This window comes from Owenweeksia hongkongensis DSM 17368 (genome assembly GCF_000236705.1).
In the GTDB taxonomy this organism is placed as follows: Bacteria; Bacteroidota; Bacteroidia; order Flavobacteriales; family Schleiferiaceae; genus Owenweeksia; species Owenweeksia hongkongensis.
The window spans coordinates 2,559,187-2,573,643 of the sequence record NC_016599.1; the positions used below are offsets into that span (position 1 = coordinate 2,559,187).

A 14,457-nucleotide genomic window follows, 5' to 3' on the forward strand; every position below is an offset into this window, starting at 1 on the left:
ACAAGTCCAATCCCTGAAAGGGTTTCAGGGGTGTTAGTATATAATGAGATATAAACAACATATTGTTTAGCCACTAGTTGGCGATAATATAAAAATGGAAAAATCAACACGAATTCTTGACTACATTATTCATTGGAAATCAAAAGACGAAAATGGATTTATCGGTGAATTAATGCACATTGTGGTTAATTCAAGTGGAGGTAGTCTTAGCACACCCGTTGGATTTCTATTCGGGTTTCGTGAACAAGCTGATGAATATATTGGAGCGACCTGGAGACTTAAGCTACAATTGAGAGATAATATTGTCTACAATAAAAAGAAGTCTATTACAAGCATTTTCAAAAACACAAAAAAAGCGGACACAAGTGAAGACAAGATAAGTGAATCAATTAACCCTGACCTTATCTTGACTTTGAAAAAGAAACTGGTAGATATGAATTTTTGCACAGACCCTTTAAGTATAACAGCCATTATTGGACAAGAGACTTTTATGTTTACCAATATTATATATCCAGAAGATTAAAAAAATACTATCGCCAACAAAGTGCAAAAAATAGCGCGGGTTGACAGCTAAACGAAAGGTTTAGGCCAATTGGCCAGCTTTGGTTACGGCCGACAAAAACGTACTTTTAAACGCGCCATTATTTTGGACAAACCGTTGGCTTCAATTTAAAAATGAATAGCGAAATAGAAATCTATCAAAGTTCTGACGGACAAACTGAGGTTCAAGTAACTTTTGATAATGATACAGTTTGGCTAAATCAGGATCAACTTGGTAAATTGTTTGACCGAGACAGAACGGTTATCGGACGGCATATAAAGAATATTTTCAATGAAGGGGAATTAGATGAAAATATGGTATGTGCAGATTTTGCACACACCACTCAACATGGCGCTATTGAAGGGAAAACTCAGACAAAAGCGACCAAATACTATAATCTTGATGTTATTATTTCAGTTGGCTACAGAGTCAAATCCATACGAGGAACACAATTTCGTCAGTGGGCTAGTAGTCGGCTCAAAGATTATTTGATTCTGGGGTATTCAATCAATGAAAAACGACTAGAGCAAAAGAATCAAGAAATAAAAGTTTTGAAATCTGGGTTACAAATACTCAGCAGAGCTTTAGAAGAAACAGCGCAGGAAGAGGGGTTTCAATGGCTCGCCCAGTTTACAAAGGGACTGACACTTTTGGACGATTATGACCATGAGAGACTCGATAGCAAAGGACTTTCTCTAGAAACCGCACATTACCCTACAAGAAACGAGTATCAGTCTTTAATAAATCAAATGAAACTAGAATTCGAATCAGATGTATTTGGGATTGAAAAGGATAAGAGCTTTGAAAGTGCAATCGGTCAGATTTCAAAAGGATTTGGAGAACGAGATTTTTACCCAAGTATTGAAGAAAAAGCAGCAACTCTTCTATATCTGATAATTAAAAACCATGCATTTGCTGATGGGAACAAGAGAATAGCAGCCGCATGTTTTCTATTATTCCTTGAAACCAACAATGCACTTTCAAATAATGACGGCACGCTGATAATTAGCAATGAAGCATTGGCAAGCATCACTCTCTTCGCAGCCGCCAGCAAACCAGACGAGATGGATGTTGTGAAAAACCTTATTGTAAGTATTTTGAATCGAAACAAGTGAGAATTTTTCCAATGTCCTCCGCTACCGCGAGTGTCTAGCTCGTGCCCTCCATCTTTATCTATTCACAATAATTAGCTTCAAGAATAAATTTCCCGAAAAGTTGGGTGTCCGCTTTATAGCAATTTGCCCTAGCGGAACTACATTGAGAAACCTCAAGTCTTCTAGGCTAAAGCATTTTCCCCATTACTTTTCCATCATTCTCTGAATTATTTTTTCAGATGCCGCCTCACAAAAATCCAAACCGGAATAGTCAGGATTAACACCGGCAATAAAAGGAACCGCCATTATAAATAAACGAGGGTTTGCAACGCCATAAACGTCCAGAGGCTGGAAAAAGTCGCTTATATTTATACCCGGCAGCTGTAGTAAATATCCACCCGACTCTTCTTTCAGCACGACATTAGTATCAGATTCCATTTCCTTTTCACCACGTAAATTAGAAGCAAACCTTAAATAAGCTGCACTGATGGTTTCTTTCTTTTTGAGTCCTTCAAACGGAATTTGATTATAGAAAAAGGGCCTCTGCCCTACCGCATCTATAAACATTGAAAAATATTTTTCCTCTCCCTGGCTATATTTATAAATGGCACCTTCCGATTTGCCGGGCACTACACTGCTGGAAGAATCTACATCCTTAACTTCAATAAGACCAGCTTCATGAAGCGCCATTAGTTCTCTAGCCGAACTTTGAGGCATGTAAGCAATAATTATAGAAATGAGAGGCATTACCTTTTCTTTTAGCCGAATCATATCTTCGGCAGAAAAGTGCTTAGCGGGATAATTTATCGCATAGCTCAAAGTGCTTAGTGCCTCCTTCCAAATTACAGACTCATGCCTTTTAATGGATTTCTCGGCTTCTTTATACTCAGCTTTTAAGAGGGCAAATGCATCTATTTTTTTTCTCTTTTCCATCATAAAAGAAATAAAATCCTCAATGCTCATCTCTTTGATTTCTTCAAACAGTTCAGGGTTTTTCCTTTGGATAACCTGCTTGAAATTGAGTTCGTAAATCAAATCCAGTGGAACAAACCCATTATTTTTTTGCTTGATCTCATAAATTTCTTCGTGAGACAAAACATGGGCGGGCTCCAAATGATTGTCTTCCAAATGAAATCGCATAGCAGGCAACAGGCCGTCAATAGCATGCAGGGTGATATGAAAACCTGCGCTTTCAGGGTTCAGCTTAAAGCTATAGGTATCATCTGAATTTTTAGTAAAACAGCCGTTAGCACGAGAAAGTGTTCGTACCGCATCTATGGCGGTAAGCGAAGCCCCTTTTATGGCAATTGGAAAGTTTGCTTTTTTGAAAAGCTTTTGAGGGGGATATGGAGAATCAAACCAATTTGTAATACTCCCTTCCGCCTTACACGGCCAGCTGTGGCCCGTACAAATTATTACTTCATCAAAAATGAAAGTCTCCCCGCTCTCAACACTTACCTTAACCTGCTTTTTGGTTTGGACATCTTCTACATCCGTTACCCGAGTATTGTAAAAAACATTAGTTGGAAGCTTGTTTTTCCTGGCTTCAGCCAAAAACAAATCGAACTGAGACGAAAGGTACTCTCCAAATAAAAGTCGAGGCAAAACCTTGTCCTCATTAAATTCTTTCTCAGATATTGAATAATCGATCCGCATTTCGGTTGGCGCATGACTCAGCCAATCTTTTATAGGCGCTTTCAGCTCGGGAATTTCATTATCAGAAACGTTGGTAATATGCTCTTTTGAAGAACCATATCTACTGTAAGGCATTCCTGCTCCTAATTTTTCATGTTGCTCAAAAATGGAAACTTCGATGTTTTTCAACGGTGATTGCACCAAGCGTTTAAACATAAATAGTGCAGCAGGGCCACCACCTATTAGAGCTATTTTTTTCAATGCAGGGATGTGATTTTAGGTTTAATCAAGTATGTGTTAAATGACACATGTGCTTGCTTAACATAGTCTTACCTTAAATAGTTGCAACATGTTTTTTTAAATATATAGAGTAGATAGAATCTAGTCGCAGATGGGGATAGCGTCTCGCTGGTGTCCTCACTTTTTTATCATGATAATCATGAGTCTCAAGTTTAAATTTTACGAATTAGAATGTCCCCTTTTGAGTTCTTTGCAGAAATTATTGGATTGCTACTACTATTATACATTAGGTGAAAGCTCTATCTAACCAACACAAATCATTGACTCTTTCCAATATATTTGACTCAAACAAAACTAAATGGACCCGAAAAGCATACTAGGAATTATTGCGGGCATCGCTTTTTTCTATTTCAGATTTGGCCCTGGCAGCCGGCTATTAAAAAAGAAGTCGCATCATCATATTGTTCCTCCTGTTCCTACCAGCGATCCACATTGGCACCCAATTGACTTTACTAACTACACGAAATACCTGATTGTGGGTGAACGGAACCTAGTTGAAAAGACAGAAGAGCTAGGAAAATTGCTGCAAGACTCTATGGGATTGCAATCGGAGAAAATAGAAACGCCTTCAAAATGGGAGGTGGTTAAGATTCAGGGTTCCAACTTTCATGATTTTCACCAAGCCATTGATTTTCTTAGCGCTATCGCTTCGGATGAATCTTACGGCTATTGGATCAATAAAGTAGATTCGTCAAAAGACTATATCGTAAAAGTAGATTCTCAATCGGATCAAGAATATCTTTTAGGCACCTTTAGAAACAATCAAAACTTTGGAATTTACCTTCCCTATTCGGATCGCCACCCAAATGGCAATATCACTTTATCTTCGGTACAAGAAGTGAGTTTTGAAGAGCTAGAAAAGCATTTGCCTCAGCAACTAAACGAGCGTGCACTCAAAAACCTCGACTAATTCTAAAATTACAACAACATGAGCAATTACATAGACGGATTTATGCTTCCAATTCCACGAAAGCACCTACACGAATACAAAGCTGTAGCTGAACAAGTAGCTGAGATTTGGAAAGAATATGGCGCTCTTGCCTACTTTGAATATGTAGGAGAAGATTTAAAATTGGAAGGCACACGTTCTTTCGCAGAAGTTGTGGATTTGCAGGAAGATGAAGTGGTGGTATTTGGCTGGGCTTTATTTTCTTCAAAAGAAGTTCGCGACCAAGCCAACAAACAGGTTCCTAAGGATCCACGAATGGGAAAATTGGTGGGTCCATTGACCGATAAGTCAAAGTTGATTTTTGATGCGTCCCGCATGGTTTATGGCGGATTCCAGTCGCTTGTATAGCTGAGCAATGCCGGTTCGATTTGCCAAAGCTCTAATCACAATTAAAATCTAAGTAGCTTCGTTTAATTCTTATGAAAATCAGCCCGTCACCTATATTTTTCATTCTCGTATTTCTCCTGCTCTTTTTTCAAAATGAAAGCCAGGCATGCAGCATGTACAAATTAACTGCTGACGGAAAAACAATGGTGGGCTGCAATGAAGATGCCTGGAGAACAACTTCAAGAATTTGGTTTGAAACCGCTAAAAACGAAAGTGAATACGGAGCAGCATTCACGGGTTCTCGAAAAGTTGGGCCAAACCAATTTGCACCACAATCAGGAATGAATACCGTTGGCCTCACGTTTTCTCGGTTAGTCTCTTATTTTCCTAAAAGCGATCAAAAAAGTGACAAAAAGAATATTACGAATGAAGTAAGCTATTTAACTGAAATATTACACACCTGTGCTACAGTAGCAGATGTGAAGCGCTTTATTGAGCAGTATGATCACAGCATATTTATAGGTGATGTGTTCATTTATATTGATAGTTCTGGCAACTATTTGGTGGTGGAGCCTTATGACTTAATTGAAGGGAGTGACCAGTATTATGTGTTATCCAATTTTTGCCCATCCATAACCACCAATGACAAAGCACGAAAATTGGAACGCTACAGAAATGGTGAAGACTTATTAACTAATCATACACCCAATGCTTCCCTGGATTTCTGCACTGCTGTTTCGGACACCATGCATGTGTGCAGAAGTAGAAATGGTGATGGCACATTGCTCACCTCCATTTGGGACACCAAGGAGGGTCTTGTAAACCTGTACTTCTACCATTCTTATGATTCTACTGTACAGTTTGATATTGCTGACGAACTAGCTCAAGGAGATCATATTATAAATGTGGCCAGTTTATTTCCCACAAATCCTGAGTTTGAAAGGTTAGCAAGCTTCAAAACACCTTTTAATACCGCCTCGCTTAGAGTTTCACTCGTGATCCTGGCAGGCATTCTTACACTACTCGCCTTTAGTTTTATAGTTTTTTCTTTAAGAAACCGAAAAACAGATTCAGCTTATAAAAACCTGATTTTCATTTCAGGATTGAACGTGGCGCTAACTTTCTATTTTTTCGTATTAGCCACAAATATTGGGATCTATTACTTTGATGCTCCCTTCAAGCATTACAGTTCCAGCCTTATCAGTATGTCCTCATATATGCCCTTTCTTCTTTTAATCATAACTGTCCCCATTTTCACTTATACCATACGTTTTGTTAGAAATGCGGGCGCAAAAGCTGGGATTAAGAGCCTGCTGGTTGCCAATAATCTTATCTACTTACTTTCTATTATTGCCTTTGCCTATTGGGGTTTATTCAATTTCTGGAATTAAAATATCACTCACGGCTACGGCTCCATTAAACAAAAAAAGGAGAGACACTTCTGCCTCCCCTCTGTTGTTGCTTAACACAAGTCAACCTATCGTTTTATATACTTCACCGTTTCGGTGCTATTACCCATTTTTATGGTGATAAGGTAAATTCCACCTGTCAGGTCCGGGTTTATTACCAAGTTTCCTGAGGCCGCAGAACTAGTGTAGCTCATCAAGCTTTTGCCAGAGATATCATTTATGTTTATTGAAACCTCATCGCTGCTTGGTACAAAATCAATATTGATTTCATTACTCATTGATGGGTTTGGATAAACGCTCAGTCCTTCAATCACAGACTCTGTTTCATTGATACCAATGGTGCTTTCCGGGAAGCAAAAAGAACCTCTTATCGCTTGTCCTCTTATTTCACCACCAGGGTTGGCTGCGGTATGAATATTAAAATACACGCTGTCGCCTCTAAACTGTACTGAATTTTGAGTAACAAAAGCTGTCATATCATTATCCGTCCAATATCCGAATGCACCATCAGATGTACCCGTACCTGCAAAGTCTGGGGTAAGGTTAAAGATTACTGGACCATTAGCTCCAGCTTCAGCTACATGAAGGTGAGCACCAGTAACATTCCCGCTAAGGCCATCAGCAACTACCATATAGTGGGCATTGCTTTGGTTTCTATCAATAGTCACAATTCCGTTACCTGTTGCAGTAGTTGTTACTGCCGGTACTTCTTGCGCGCCTTCTAAATTTGCCGTGTATCCTTCACGAGCCAATCTATATACTTGACCTCTAAGCTCTCCATTGGCATTTGCAGCAGTGTGAACATTTACATAAAATGCACCCGATAGCATATCATGCACTACTTGAGAAGTAATAGCCGCTCCGGTAATTTGCCCTTTAATATGGTTTCCATTAATACCTGGAGTAAGATTTAGCACCACAGGGCCATCATTACCCACAGTTCCCATGTGAAGGTGTACACCAGTGGGTGTCCCGGTTACATCTTCTACTAACACATCATAATCTAAAGTATCAAGTCCTGCACTTAGGTTAAACCAAGCCACTCCCGTTGGGTTTCCAGCTGCGGTTACTGGCGTGTTTTCTTGCATGGTGTCTAGCACAGCATCAAAGTACAGCACACTTTTCGCAAGTTTCAGTTGACCTCTGATTTCTCCGTTTGGATTAGCAGCTGTATGAATATTGATGTAAATATTACCAGAATCTAAAGCTCCCAAAATAGTTGTTGGATCTACGCTCATGCTAATTCTATTGTCGGTAATTCCAGGGGTAAGGTTTATCAAAACACCACCGTTCATTCCCGCTGGGGCTCTGTGTAAATGCGCTCCGGTAATTGGACCTGATAGTCCATCAACTACTACTTCAACTAACATTTCTTCTGAAGTTTTGGACAAAGCAAAAGTCCCCAAACCTATAGCGTTGGTCGTTACGGCAGGTACTTCCTGCGCTCCATCCAAAGCCGCATGGTATGAAAAGTCGCTTTCTACAGTAATCTGTCCACGGATTTCCCCATTTGGATTAGCGGCAGTGTGTACATTCAAATACATGTTTCCTTTCAGGTAAGCCTTAAGCATGGCTGGTGTAAGGTCGCTTCCGGTAAGGGTAGCGGTAATCTTGTTTCCATTTATAAATGGTGTAAGGTTGGTAACTACGCTACCATTGGTTCCCGCAGCACCTTGGTGTACGTGAATACCAGTAATTGGTCCCGAAAGGTTGATAGCAGTAATGTTTACACAAAGTGTGTCCATATCTTCATTAAGGAAAAAACTTCCCAAGCCAACAGCATTGGTAGTAACCGCAGGAACCTCTTGAGACCCCGTCATTTTTGCTGTAAGCAAAAGATTTCCGCTAAGGTGGGCAGCGGTGGCCGTAAATGTAAATGCCAGACAAGCCAGCATCAAAGTGTATATCTTTTTCATAATCCTATTTGATTTTTAAGGGTTTACATAAAGAGTTACGGCCTTTTTTACTTCTTGGATTGGAGTAAGGGTAAAATGAATTTTTAAAAAAACACAATAATTATTTTGAGAAACCAATTAGTTGCGCATATATTTGCAACCGAATAGTTTCTTAAAATGTTGATTTATGAGGAGGGATATATTTCAGGCTATAGCCGACCCAACAAGAAGAGCCATAATAGTGCTGATAGCAACACAGGCCATGACGCCAAATGCAATAGCCGAGCACTTTGAAGTGACAAGGCAGGCCGTTTCTAAGCACCTCCGCATTCTTAGCGAATGCCAATTACTAAAGCAAGAACAACAAGGGCGCGAAATATACTACCAGCTAGAGGTAGAAAAAATGCAACAGATAGACGTTTGGCTAGAGCAATTCAGAAAGATTTGGGAAAGCCGCTTTAATCAACTAGACGATATATTAGTAACCCTTAAAAAAGACCAAAATGAAAAGTAATCTTCAATTTGATTTCCAAGTAGACAAGGAAACCAACACAGTAAAAGTACAGCGTGAATTTGCTGCTGACCTGGATCTAACCTGGGACGCCTGGACTAAACCCGAAATTCTGGATCAATGGTGGGCGCCAAAACCATACAAGACGGTAACTAAGTCGATGGACTTTAGAGAAGGCGGGATGTGGCTGTATTATATGATAAGCCCTGAAGGTGATAAACACTGGTGCAAAAACGATTATCAAACCATTCACACCAAGCAAAATTATTCAGCTTTGGATGCTTTTTGTGATGAAAACGGCACTACGAATACAGCAATGCCAAGAACGCTTTGGACAAATACATTCACAGAGCAAACTGCTGATAAAACCCTTGTTTCGATTGTAGCAAAATATGATAGCCTCGCAGATCTTGAAAAAGTAATCGAAATGGGCTTTAAAGAAGGGTTTACCATGGCTCTTGGTAACCTTGATGAGGTGCTGGCAAACAGCAAGTAAAATTCGTTTCAATCTAAAAACCTGCAACATGACCAAGAAAATATATCCCTGCCTTTGGTTTGACAATAATGCACAGGAAGCAGCAGACTTTTACTGTTCCATTTTTAAGGAATCAAAAATTCTGAGTGCTAACCCTGTTGTTGTAAACTTTGAACTGAACGGGACGAAATTTATGGCCTTAAATGGCGGCCCAAAATACAAACACACTCCGGCCAGTTCTTATGTGATAGAATGTGAAAACCAGGATGAAATAGACCATTATTGGGAAACCCTTGGGCAAGCTGGGCGCTACGATAAATGCGGCTGGCTTGCCGACAAATACGGAGTTTCATGGCAAGTGGTTCCCTCTATTTTGGGTGAGCTAATGTCCGACCCTGACAGAGCTCCAAGAGTTACTCAGGCATTTTTGAAAATGCAGAAATTTGATATTGAAACACTTTTAAAAGCATAGCTATGAATTTCGAAAAAATCACCATTGAAGCGGCAGTAAACGCCAGCCCTCAAAAGGTTTGGGATTATTACACCCAGCCCAAGCACATTACACAGTGGAACTTTGCCGACCCATCATGGTGTTGCCCAAGTGCTGAAAATGACCTTCGTGTAGGTGGAAAATACTCCGCTCGTATGGAAGCCAAAGATGGCAGTTTCGGTTTTGATTTTGAAGCTCTGTATGATGAGCTAGAATCTCCTCACAAAATGGTATACTCGCTTACGGATGGTCGCAAAGTGGATATTACTTTTAAGGAAACTGAAAGCGGTACTCAAATAATCATCGTTTTTGATGCGGAAACCGAGAACCCAATTGAAATGCAAAAAGATGGCTGGCAGGCAATTCTCAATAATTTTAAAAAGTATGTGGAGGCTGGCTAGCTAGCTATAACATCCATTTAGTTAACGGCTTAGTATTATTCTAAGTCGCTTTTTTCTACACGCAAATTTTCTTGTAGATTTAAGGAGACAAACCTTGCCTTCAGAATTTTATGCTAAAAAAATACTCCTTACCTCAACTCATCTTCCTTTTAGCTTCTTGTTATTTTAGTCAGGCATATGCCCAGATGTATGATGACTCCTTGGCGGTAGATCGCCATTTGGTAAAAATTTCTTCCAATGCCTACATGAATGCCATGCTCAAGTTTACTCAAAGAGATACCAAGGAGCCGCTTGACAAACTTGAAGAGCTTGGGCTAACTATGGATAGTGAATGTGATGAAATATGCGAGACCTACTTGGTAGAAAAGAAAAGCAAACACAAAATGCAGCTTCCTTCAGGGTTTGACCAAGGCGTAATGGGAATTGTATTTTCACCATCCAATGAGCGCTTCGTTATATACTCCTCTTATGACGGCCCCGATTACACCAGTTATTATTTTCATAGAGCGGAAATTGTTAGCTATAACCTAAGTAATGATACAGGTCTTAAAGCTATCCATGATGAACTTGCTCACCACTTGTACAATTGGTCAATTGAGGATCTTTTTTGGATTAACGAAAACACTGTTGCCCTTAAGGTGTATGAAGGCTCTCGTACCACCACCGGTGTAGAGGGCGGGTATAAATATTTTAAACTGCGGTTGATGTAAGGCATCTGAGTATTTTAATGCCTTACTGGTTTTCTCTTCTTCCAGGTTCCAGATTTGAAATAAGCGAAAGCCACAATAGCCGCCAGTAAGTTAGAGGCGGGAAATGCCCACCAAATACCTTCATAGCTCAAAGTTGTTTTTTCGGAAAGCATCCATGCCAACGGGAAGCGAACTATCCACAAACTGAATATGGAAATCAGCATAGAAACCGTGGTCATGCCCACACCGTTAAAAGCACCATTGAGAACTTGCTGAACTCCTAAAAGGCCAAAGCTTGGCGCCATTATTTTTATAAATAATGCTCCATCACGTATCACTTGCTCATCTCCCGGCACGAAAAAGGCAATAATAGCTTCAGCAAAAAAGAAGAAAATAAGCCCTACGCTAGTAAGACCGACTAAGGCAATCATAGCACTAAGGTTCGCTACTTTTTCTGTTCGCACAATTTTTCCGGCACCGAAATTTTGGCCAACCAAACTAGTGGTAGCCATGGCAAAGCCCAGAGCTGGCACAATTACCAAACTCAATATGCGAGCGCCCACACCATAGGCCGCCACTATTTCGCTACCATAGCCCGTTACCAGCATTACCATCACCGTCATACCCGCAGCTCGGCTCGATTGATCCAAACTGGAAGGAATACCAAGCTGAAACAGTTTTTTTATCCATTTAAAATCGGGCTTCATTTGACTGAACTTAATGCGAATGCCATACGAGCCTCTAAATAAAATCCATAGCCCCGCAACTGCCGAAAGCCCTTGCGTAATGATGCTTGCCACAGCAGCTCCCGCAACACCTTGTCCTTCTATTGGGCCATAGCCAAAAATGAAAAGTGGGTCTAAAACCAAATTGAGAAGTACTGTGGCCAGTACAATGTACATGGGCATAAATACTTCGCCAATCCCGCGCATAAGCGACTGAAAAACGAAAAACATAAACAAGAAGATGAACCCCCAGGATGAGACCTGAAAATAGTCCACGGAATCTTGAAACACCTCTGGCCCAGCACCCACAAACTTCATAAGTGGGCTGGCTGAAAAGTAACCTACAAAAGCCAGCAAGATGGAAATAAGAAAAATGACCATCACCGTTTGCGATGAGCTGTAGTTTACCTTTTTCTGATTATTAGCCCCTTTGTGCTGCGCCACAATCACGGTCCCCGCCAAGGTAAGACCACCACCTAAGGAAAGTACCAAAAACAAAATGGGAAAGCTCAAACTCACACTGGCCACCGCATTTGCACCTAAGCGGCCAAGCCAAAATGTATCTATAAGCTGATACATGGTTTGCAGCACATTGGCCATAATAATGGGCCAAGCCAAAAAAACCAGTGATTTGAAAATACTGCCTGTAGTTAGGTCTTTCTCTTTTTTCATGAAGGCGCAAAAGTACGCAGTGTGGTAAGATTAAATCTAAGCTCATAGAACAATGTAATCAGCTAAGGGCTTTATCTATTAGATAATATGAAACACTTACAGTTTCTAACAAAAAATAAGAATTATGGATTGGATATACTCGCCCACTGACCCCTTGCTAGAAACCATCGCTGGATCTATTATCGCTTTTGTATTGATAATCTTGTTAACTCGAATAATTGGCTTAAGGTCTTTCGCAAAATTTACTGTGTACGATTTCGCTGTAACCATAGCCGTAGGTAGCATTATTTCTTCGGTTTTAACATCCTCCACTTCTGTAGTCCAAGGTTTCATTGCTATAGGCGCGCTTCTAGGTTTAACTTATGTTTTCTCGGCACTTCAGAAAAAGTATAAACCCTTTGACAATCTTATTTCCAACGATCCTGTTCTATTAATGGATGGTTCCAAAATGTTGTATGATAATTTAAAATCTGCTAAGGTTCAGGAAGGCCAAGTGGTTGCCAAACTGCGTGAAGCTAATGTTCTCAACTATGATCAGATTGTAGCTGTAGTTTTGGAATCAACTGGTGATATTTCCGTTTTGCACCGCGCTTCTTCTAATGATGATCATTTTGAAGAGAGGCTGCTGCAAGGGGTTGTTAAGAGAAAGTAGATTAGTTAACATTTTCACTTGTGTTACCTTAGCCCTTTAAAGTCAAATACATTTTTACCATGAAAAAATTACTCTTACTTACCGCTATTGTTTTTATATCTACAGTTGCTTGCAAAAAGATAGACGAGTTGACACAGTTTGAAATGGAATACAATGAAAGCGTTGTTATTCCTTCTTCCAGCGGCCTGAACCTTCCTTTCAATTTGTTTACCCCTGAGGTTGAATCCAACTCAGAGTCTGCGTTTGCTGTAAATGATACGCGAAAGGATCTTATCGAAGAAATACAGTTAATTGAATTGGAACTGACTGTTAGTTCACCCTCTAATTCAGATTTCAGCTTTTTAAAATCTATTGATGTTTACATATCTGCTGAGGGTTTGTCTGAGAGAAGAATTGCCTGGGGAGATAATATTCCTGAAAACAAAAGCAGCATCCAGCTAGAAACTACTGATGCGGATTTACAGGAATTCATTAAAAAAGATGAATTCAAACTAAGACTAAATACAATTACTGACGAGGCTATGAGTTCTGATCACACAATTGATGTTCATTCAGTCTTCTTTGTAGATGCCGAAATTCTAGGTCAATAAAAACTTATTGAGGATGGTGCCGTTGCTATATCACCCTCTTCCCAATATAACTCGAGTTAAGCAGCGTAAGCGCGCCCATATATTTTAGGTCAAAAGGAATGAGGTCTCCCACTTTGTAGCCTTGGTCATTATCATCAATGTCCAATACCAGCATATCGCTGCTAGCGCCTACAAATTCAAAAGTCTTGTCTTCAGGAATCAAGTAATCTGAATTGATGTCGAGGAGCCCAACGTCCAAAATACAGCGGTGGGTGGTACGACCATAATCCTCTTCGTTTATCTCGTATGTTTCTCCACTAGGGTTGGCTTCCATAGTACCGATGGGCACCACTGGCTTTTCGGTAATTTCAATAATCTCAGCATACAGTCGAAGCACATCATGCTCCATTCCCTCAAAAATAGTTTGGTGTACCAAGTCGGTTCCGAAGTAAAGCGTCTCCCCCACCCTAAAGTGATTTACACCCGCTGGCAGTTGGTGTAAATCTATCAGCGGAATTACTACAGAAGTGCCGCCCGTAACCCATGGAATTTTGCGGTTAAACTTGGCTTCTATCAATTGCTTGTATAGCGAAAGTTGAATAAACTTATCATGGCTCGGCATCACACCATGCAGGCAATTTAGATTACTACCAATTCCGGTAACCTCAATGTTTGGCAGCTCAAACACACTTTCATAAAAATCCATCAAATGGTCGCCCATCACACCTTCGCGTAAGTCGCCTAGCTCTATCATGATGATTACTTTGTGAACCTTCCCTTGTCGGCCAGCTTCTTCAGAAAGAAGTTTTATGGTATGAAATTCTGTGTTAAAACTGGCATCCGCATATTTTACAATATCACCAATAGCCCGCTTAGCAGGCGGCTTTATATACACCGTTTCTACATCAGGAGCCATCTCCTTTATCTTTCTAAGATTACTGATACGGGCATCGCAAACTTCCTTAATGCCAAGGTTGAGCACTTCCTTAATATAAGGCTCATATCCGCACAGCATTTTGGTAACTATTGCCCACTCTATGCCATTACTTTTAAAAAGCTTATTCAGGTAATCGTAATTCGTTTTGAGTTTCTTTCTATCTAATGTTAAATAGGCCATTTTATG

16 protein-coding genes are annotated in these 14,457 nt (G+C 40.2%); 12 read left to right on the forward strand and 4 right to left on the reverse strand.

Annotation, left to right across the window (positions count from 1 at the left end; all coding sequences use genetic code 11):
• Positions 1 to 94 precede the first annotated feature (94 nt).
• Both OWEHO_RS11280 and rhuM read left to right on the forward strand, forming a co-directional pair.
• Positions 95 to 523, forward strand: coding sequence for a hypothetical protein (locus tag OWEHO_RS11280; protein ID WP_041627574.1), 429 nt, complete (start codon positions 95 to 97; stop codon positions 521 to 523).
• Between the two features lie 152 nt (positions 524 to 675).
• On the forward strand, positions 676 to 1,656 hold the full coding sequence (gene rhuM, locus OWEHO_RS11285) for a RhuM family protein (protein WP_014202607.1): 981 nt from the start codon (positions 676 to 678) through the stop codon (positions 1,654 to 1,656).
• A 183-nt stretch (positions 1,657 to 1,839) separates the two neighbouring features.
• Here the strand turns inward: rhuM and OWEHO_RS11290 are convergent, their stop codons facing one another.
• Complete coding sequence (locus OWEHO_RS11290) at positions 1,840 to 3,531, reverse strand: FAD/NAD(P)-binding protein (RefSeq protein WP_014202608.1); 1,692 nt, start codon at positions 3,529 to 3,531, stop codon at positions 1,840 to 1,842.
• A gap of 337 nt (positions 3,532 to 3,868) precedes the next feature.
• Between OWEHO_RS11290 and OWEHO_RS11295 the strand changes: the two genes are divergently transcribed.
• The 3 genes from OWEHO_RS11295 (at position 3,869) to OWEHO_RS11305 (ending at position 6,237) form a co-directional block, all read left to right on the forward strand.
• On the forward strand, positions 3,869 to 4,480 hold the full coding sequence (locus tag OWEHO_RS11295) for a hypothetical protein (RefSeq protein ID WP_014202609.1): 612 nt from the start codon (positions 3,869 to 3,871) through the stop codon (positions 4,478 to 4,480).
• 18 nt (positions 4,481 to 4,498) lie between these two features.
• Positions 4,499 to 4,867 carry a DUF1428 domain-containing protein gene (locus OWEHO_RS11300; RefSeq protein ID WP_014202610.1) on the forward strand — a complete coding sequence of 123 codons (369 nt, stop codon included), beginning with the start codon at positions 4,499 to 4,501 and terminating at the stop codon, positions 4,865 to 4,867.
• A 152-nt stretch (positions 4,868 to 5,019) separates the two neighbouring features.
• Positions 5,020 to 6,237: an Ntn hydrolase family protein gene (locus OWEHO_RS11305; RefSeq protein WP_014202611.1), complete on the forward strand. Its 1,218-nt coding sequence runs from the start codon at positions 5,020 to 5,022 to the stop codon at positions 6,235 to 6,237.
• A gap of 86 nt (positions 6,238 to 6,323) precedes the next feature.
• On the opposite strand, the gene OWEHO_RS11310 is transcribed toward OWEHO_RS11305, so the two are convergent.
• Positions 6,324 to 8,171: a CHRD domain-containing protein gene (locus OWEHO_RS11310; protein ID WP_014202612.1), complete on the reverse strand. Its 1,848-nt coding sequence runs from the start codon at positions 8,169 to 8,171 to the stop codon at positions 6,324 to 6,326.
• Positions 8,172 to 8,337: 166 nt separating this feature from the next.
• On the opposite strand from OWEHO_RS11310, the gene OWEHO_RS11315 reads away from it, so the two are divergent.
• The 5 genes from OWEHO_RS11315 (at position 8,338) to OWEHO_RS11335 (ending at position 10,737) form a co-directional block, all read left to right on the forward strand.
• The gene (locus OWEHO_RS11315; RefSeq protein ID WP_014202613.1) at positions 8,338 to 8,664 is read left to right on the forward strand and encodes an ArsR/SmtB family transcription factor; all 327 of its coding nucleotides are present in this window, start codon (positions 8,338 to 8,340) and stop codon (positions 8,662 to 8,664) included.
• Positions 8,654 to 9,157, forward strand: coding sequence for an SRPBCC family protein (locus tag OWEHO_RS11320; RefSeq protein ID WP_014202614.1), 504 nt, complete (start codon positions 8,654 to 8,656; stop codon positions 9,155 to 9,157). Before OWEHO_RS11315 ends, OWEHO_RS11320 begins: the two co-directional genes overlap by 11 nt.
• A 28-nt stretch (positions 9,158 to 9,185) precedes the next feature.
• A complete protein-coding gene (locus tag OWEHO_RS11325) occupies positions 9,186 to 9,608 on the forward strand; it encodes a VOC family protein (protein ID WP_014202615.1) in 423 nt (140 codons plus the stop codon).
• Positions 9,609 to 9,610: 2 nt separating this feature from the next.
• Positions 9,611 to 10,027 (forward strand): SRPBCC family protein, encoded by a 417-nt coding sequence (locus OWEHO_RS11330; protein WP_014202616.1) that lies wholly within the window; start codon positions 9,611 to 9,613, stop codon positions 10,025 to 10,027.
• A 110-nt stretch (positions 10,028 to 10,137) separates the two neighbouring features.
• Complete coding sequence (locus OWEHO_RS11335; RefSeq protein WP_014202617.1) at positions 10,138 to 10,737, forward strand: hypothetical protein; 600 nt, start codon at positions 10,138 to 10,140, stop codon at positions 10,735 to 10,737.
• Between the two features lie 14 nt (positions 10,738 to 10,751).
• Here OWEHO_RS11335 and OWEHO_RS11340 read toward each other — a convergent pair whose 3' ends face one another.
• Complete coding sequence (locus tag OWEHO_RS11340; RefSeq protein ID WP_014202618.1) at positions 10,752 to 12,113, reverse strand: MATE family efflux transporter; 1,362 nt, start codon at positions 12,111 to 12,113, stop codon at positions 10,752 to 10,754.
• Between the two features lie 124 nt (positions 12,114 to 12,237).
• Between OWEHO_RS11340 and OWEHO_RS11345 the strand changes: the two genes are divergently transcribed.
• On the forward strand, positions 12,238 to 12,765 hold the full coding sequence (locus OWEHO_RS11345; protein WP_014202619.1) for a DUF421 domain-containing protein: 528 nt from the start codon (positions 12,238 to 12,240) through the stop codon (positions 12,763 to 12,765).
• A 59-nt stretch (positions 12,766 to 12,824) separates the two neighbouring features.
• A complete protein-coding gene (locus OWEHO_RS11350; protein ID WP_014202620.1) occupies positions 12,825 to 13,355 on the forward strand; it encodes a hypothetical protein in 531 nt (176 codons plus the stop codon).
• Positions 13,356 to 13,380: 25 nt separating this feature from the next.
• Here the strand turns inward: OWEHO_RS11350 and OWEHO_RS11355 are convergent, their stop codons facing one another.
• Entirely contained in the window at positions 13,381 to 14,451 is a 1,071-nt protein-coding gene (locus tag OWEHO_RS11355; protein ID WP_014202621.1) for an alanine racemase, read from the reverse strand.
• Positions 14,452 to 14,457: the final 6 nt, after the last annotated feature.

Excerpts from the sequence above, each read along its gene's own strand:
- OWEHO_RS11350 (WP_014202620.1), top strand. The coding sequence starts at position 12,825 with ATGAAAAAATTACTCTTACTTACCGCTATTGTTTTTATATCTACAGTT.
- OWEHO_RS11340 (WP_014202618.1), bottom strand. The coding sequence starts at position 12,113 with ATGAAAAAAGAGAAAGACCTAACTACAGGCAGTATTTTCAAATCACTG.
- OWEHO_RS11325 (WP_014202615.1), top strand. The coding sequence starts at position 9,186 with ATGACCAAGAAAATATATCCCTGCCTTTGGTTTGACAATAATGCACAG.
- OWEHO_RS11280 (WP_041627574.1), top strand. The coding sequence starts at position 95 with ATGGAAAAATCAACACGAATTCTTGACTACATTATTCATTGGAAATCA.
- OWEHO_RS11300 (WP_014202610.1), top strand. The coding sequence starts at position 4,499 with ATGAGCAATTACATAGACGGATTTATGCTTCCAATTCCACGAAAGCAC.
- OWEHO_RS11345 (WP_014202619.1), top strand. The coding sequence starts at position 12,238 with ATGGATTGGATATACTCGCCCACTGACCCCTTGCTAGAAACCATCGCT.
- rhuM (WP_014202607.1), top strand. The coding sequence starts at position 676 with ATGAATAGCGAAATAGAAATCTATCAAAGTTCTGACGGACAAACTGAG.
- OWEHO_RS11305 (WP_014202611.1), top strand. The coding sequence starts at position 5,020 with ATGTACAAATTAACTGCTGACGGAAAAACAATGGTGGGCTGCAATGAA.
- OWEHO_RS11355 (WP_014202621.1), bottom strand. The coding sequence starts at position 14,451 with ATGGCCTATTTAACATTAGATAGAAAGAAACTCAAAACGAATTACGAT.
- OWEHO_RS11320 (WP_014202614.1), top strand. The coding sequence starts at position 8,654 with ATGAAAAGTAATCTTCAATTTGATTTCCAAGTAGACAAGGAAACCAAC.
- OWEHO_RS11295 (WP_014202609.1), top strand. The coding sequence starts at position 3,869 with ATGGACCCGAAAAGCATACTAGGAATTATTGCGGGCATCGCTTTTTTC.
- OWEHO_RS11315 (WP_014202613.1), top strand. The coding sequence starts at position 8,338 with ATGAGGAGGGATATATTTCAGGCTATAGCCGACCCAACAAGAAGAGCC.
- OWEHO_RS11335 (WP_014202617.1), top strand. The coding sequence starts at position 10,138 with ATGCTAAAAAAATACTCCTTACCTCAACTCATCTTCCTTTTAGCTTCT.
- OWEHO_RS11310 (WP_014202612.1), bottom strand. The coding sequence starts at position 8,171 with ATGAAAAAGATATACACTTTGATGCTGGCTTGTCTGGCATTTACATTT.
- OWEHO_RS11330 (WP_014202616.1), top strand. The coding sequence starts at position 9,611 with ATGAATTTCGAAAAAATCACCATTGAAGCGGCAGTAAACGCCAGCCCT.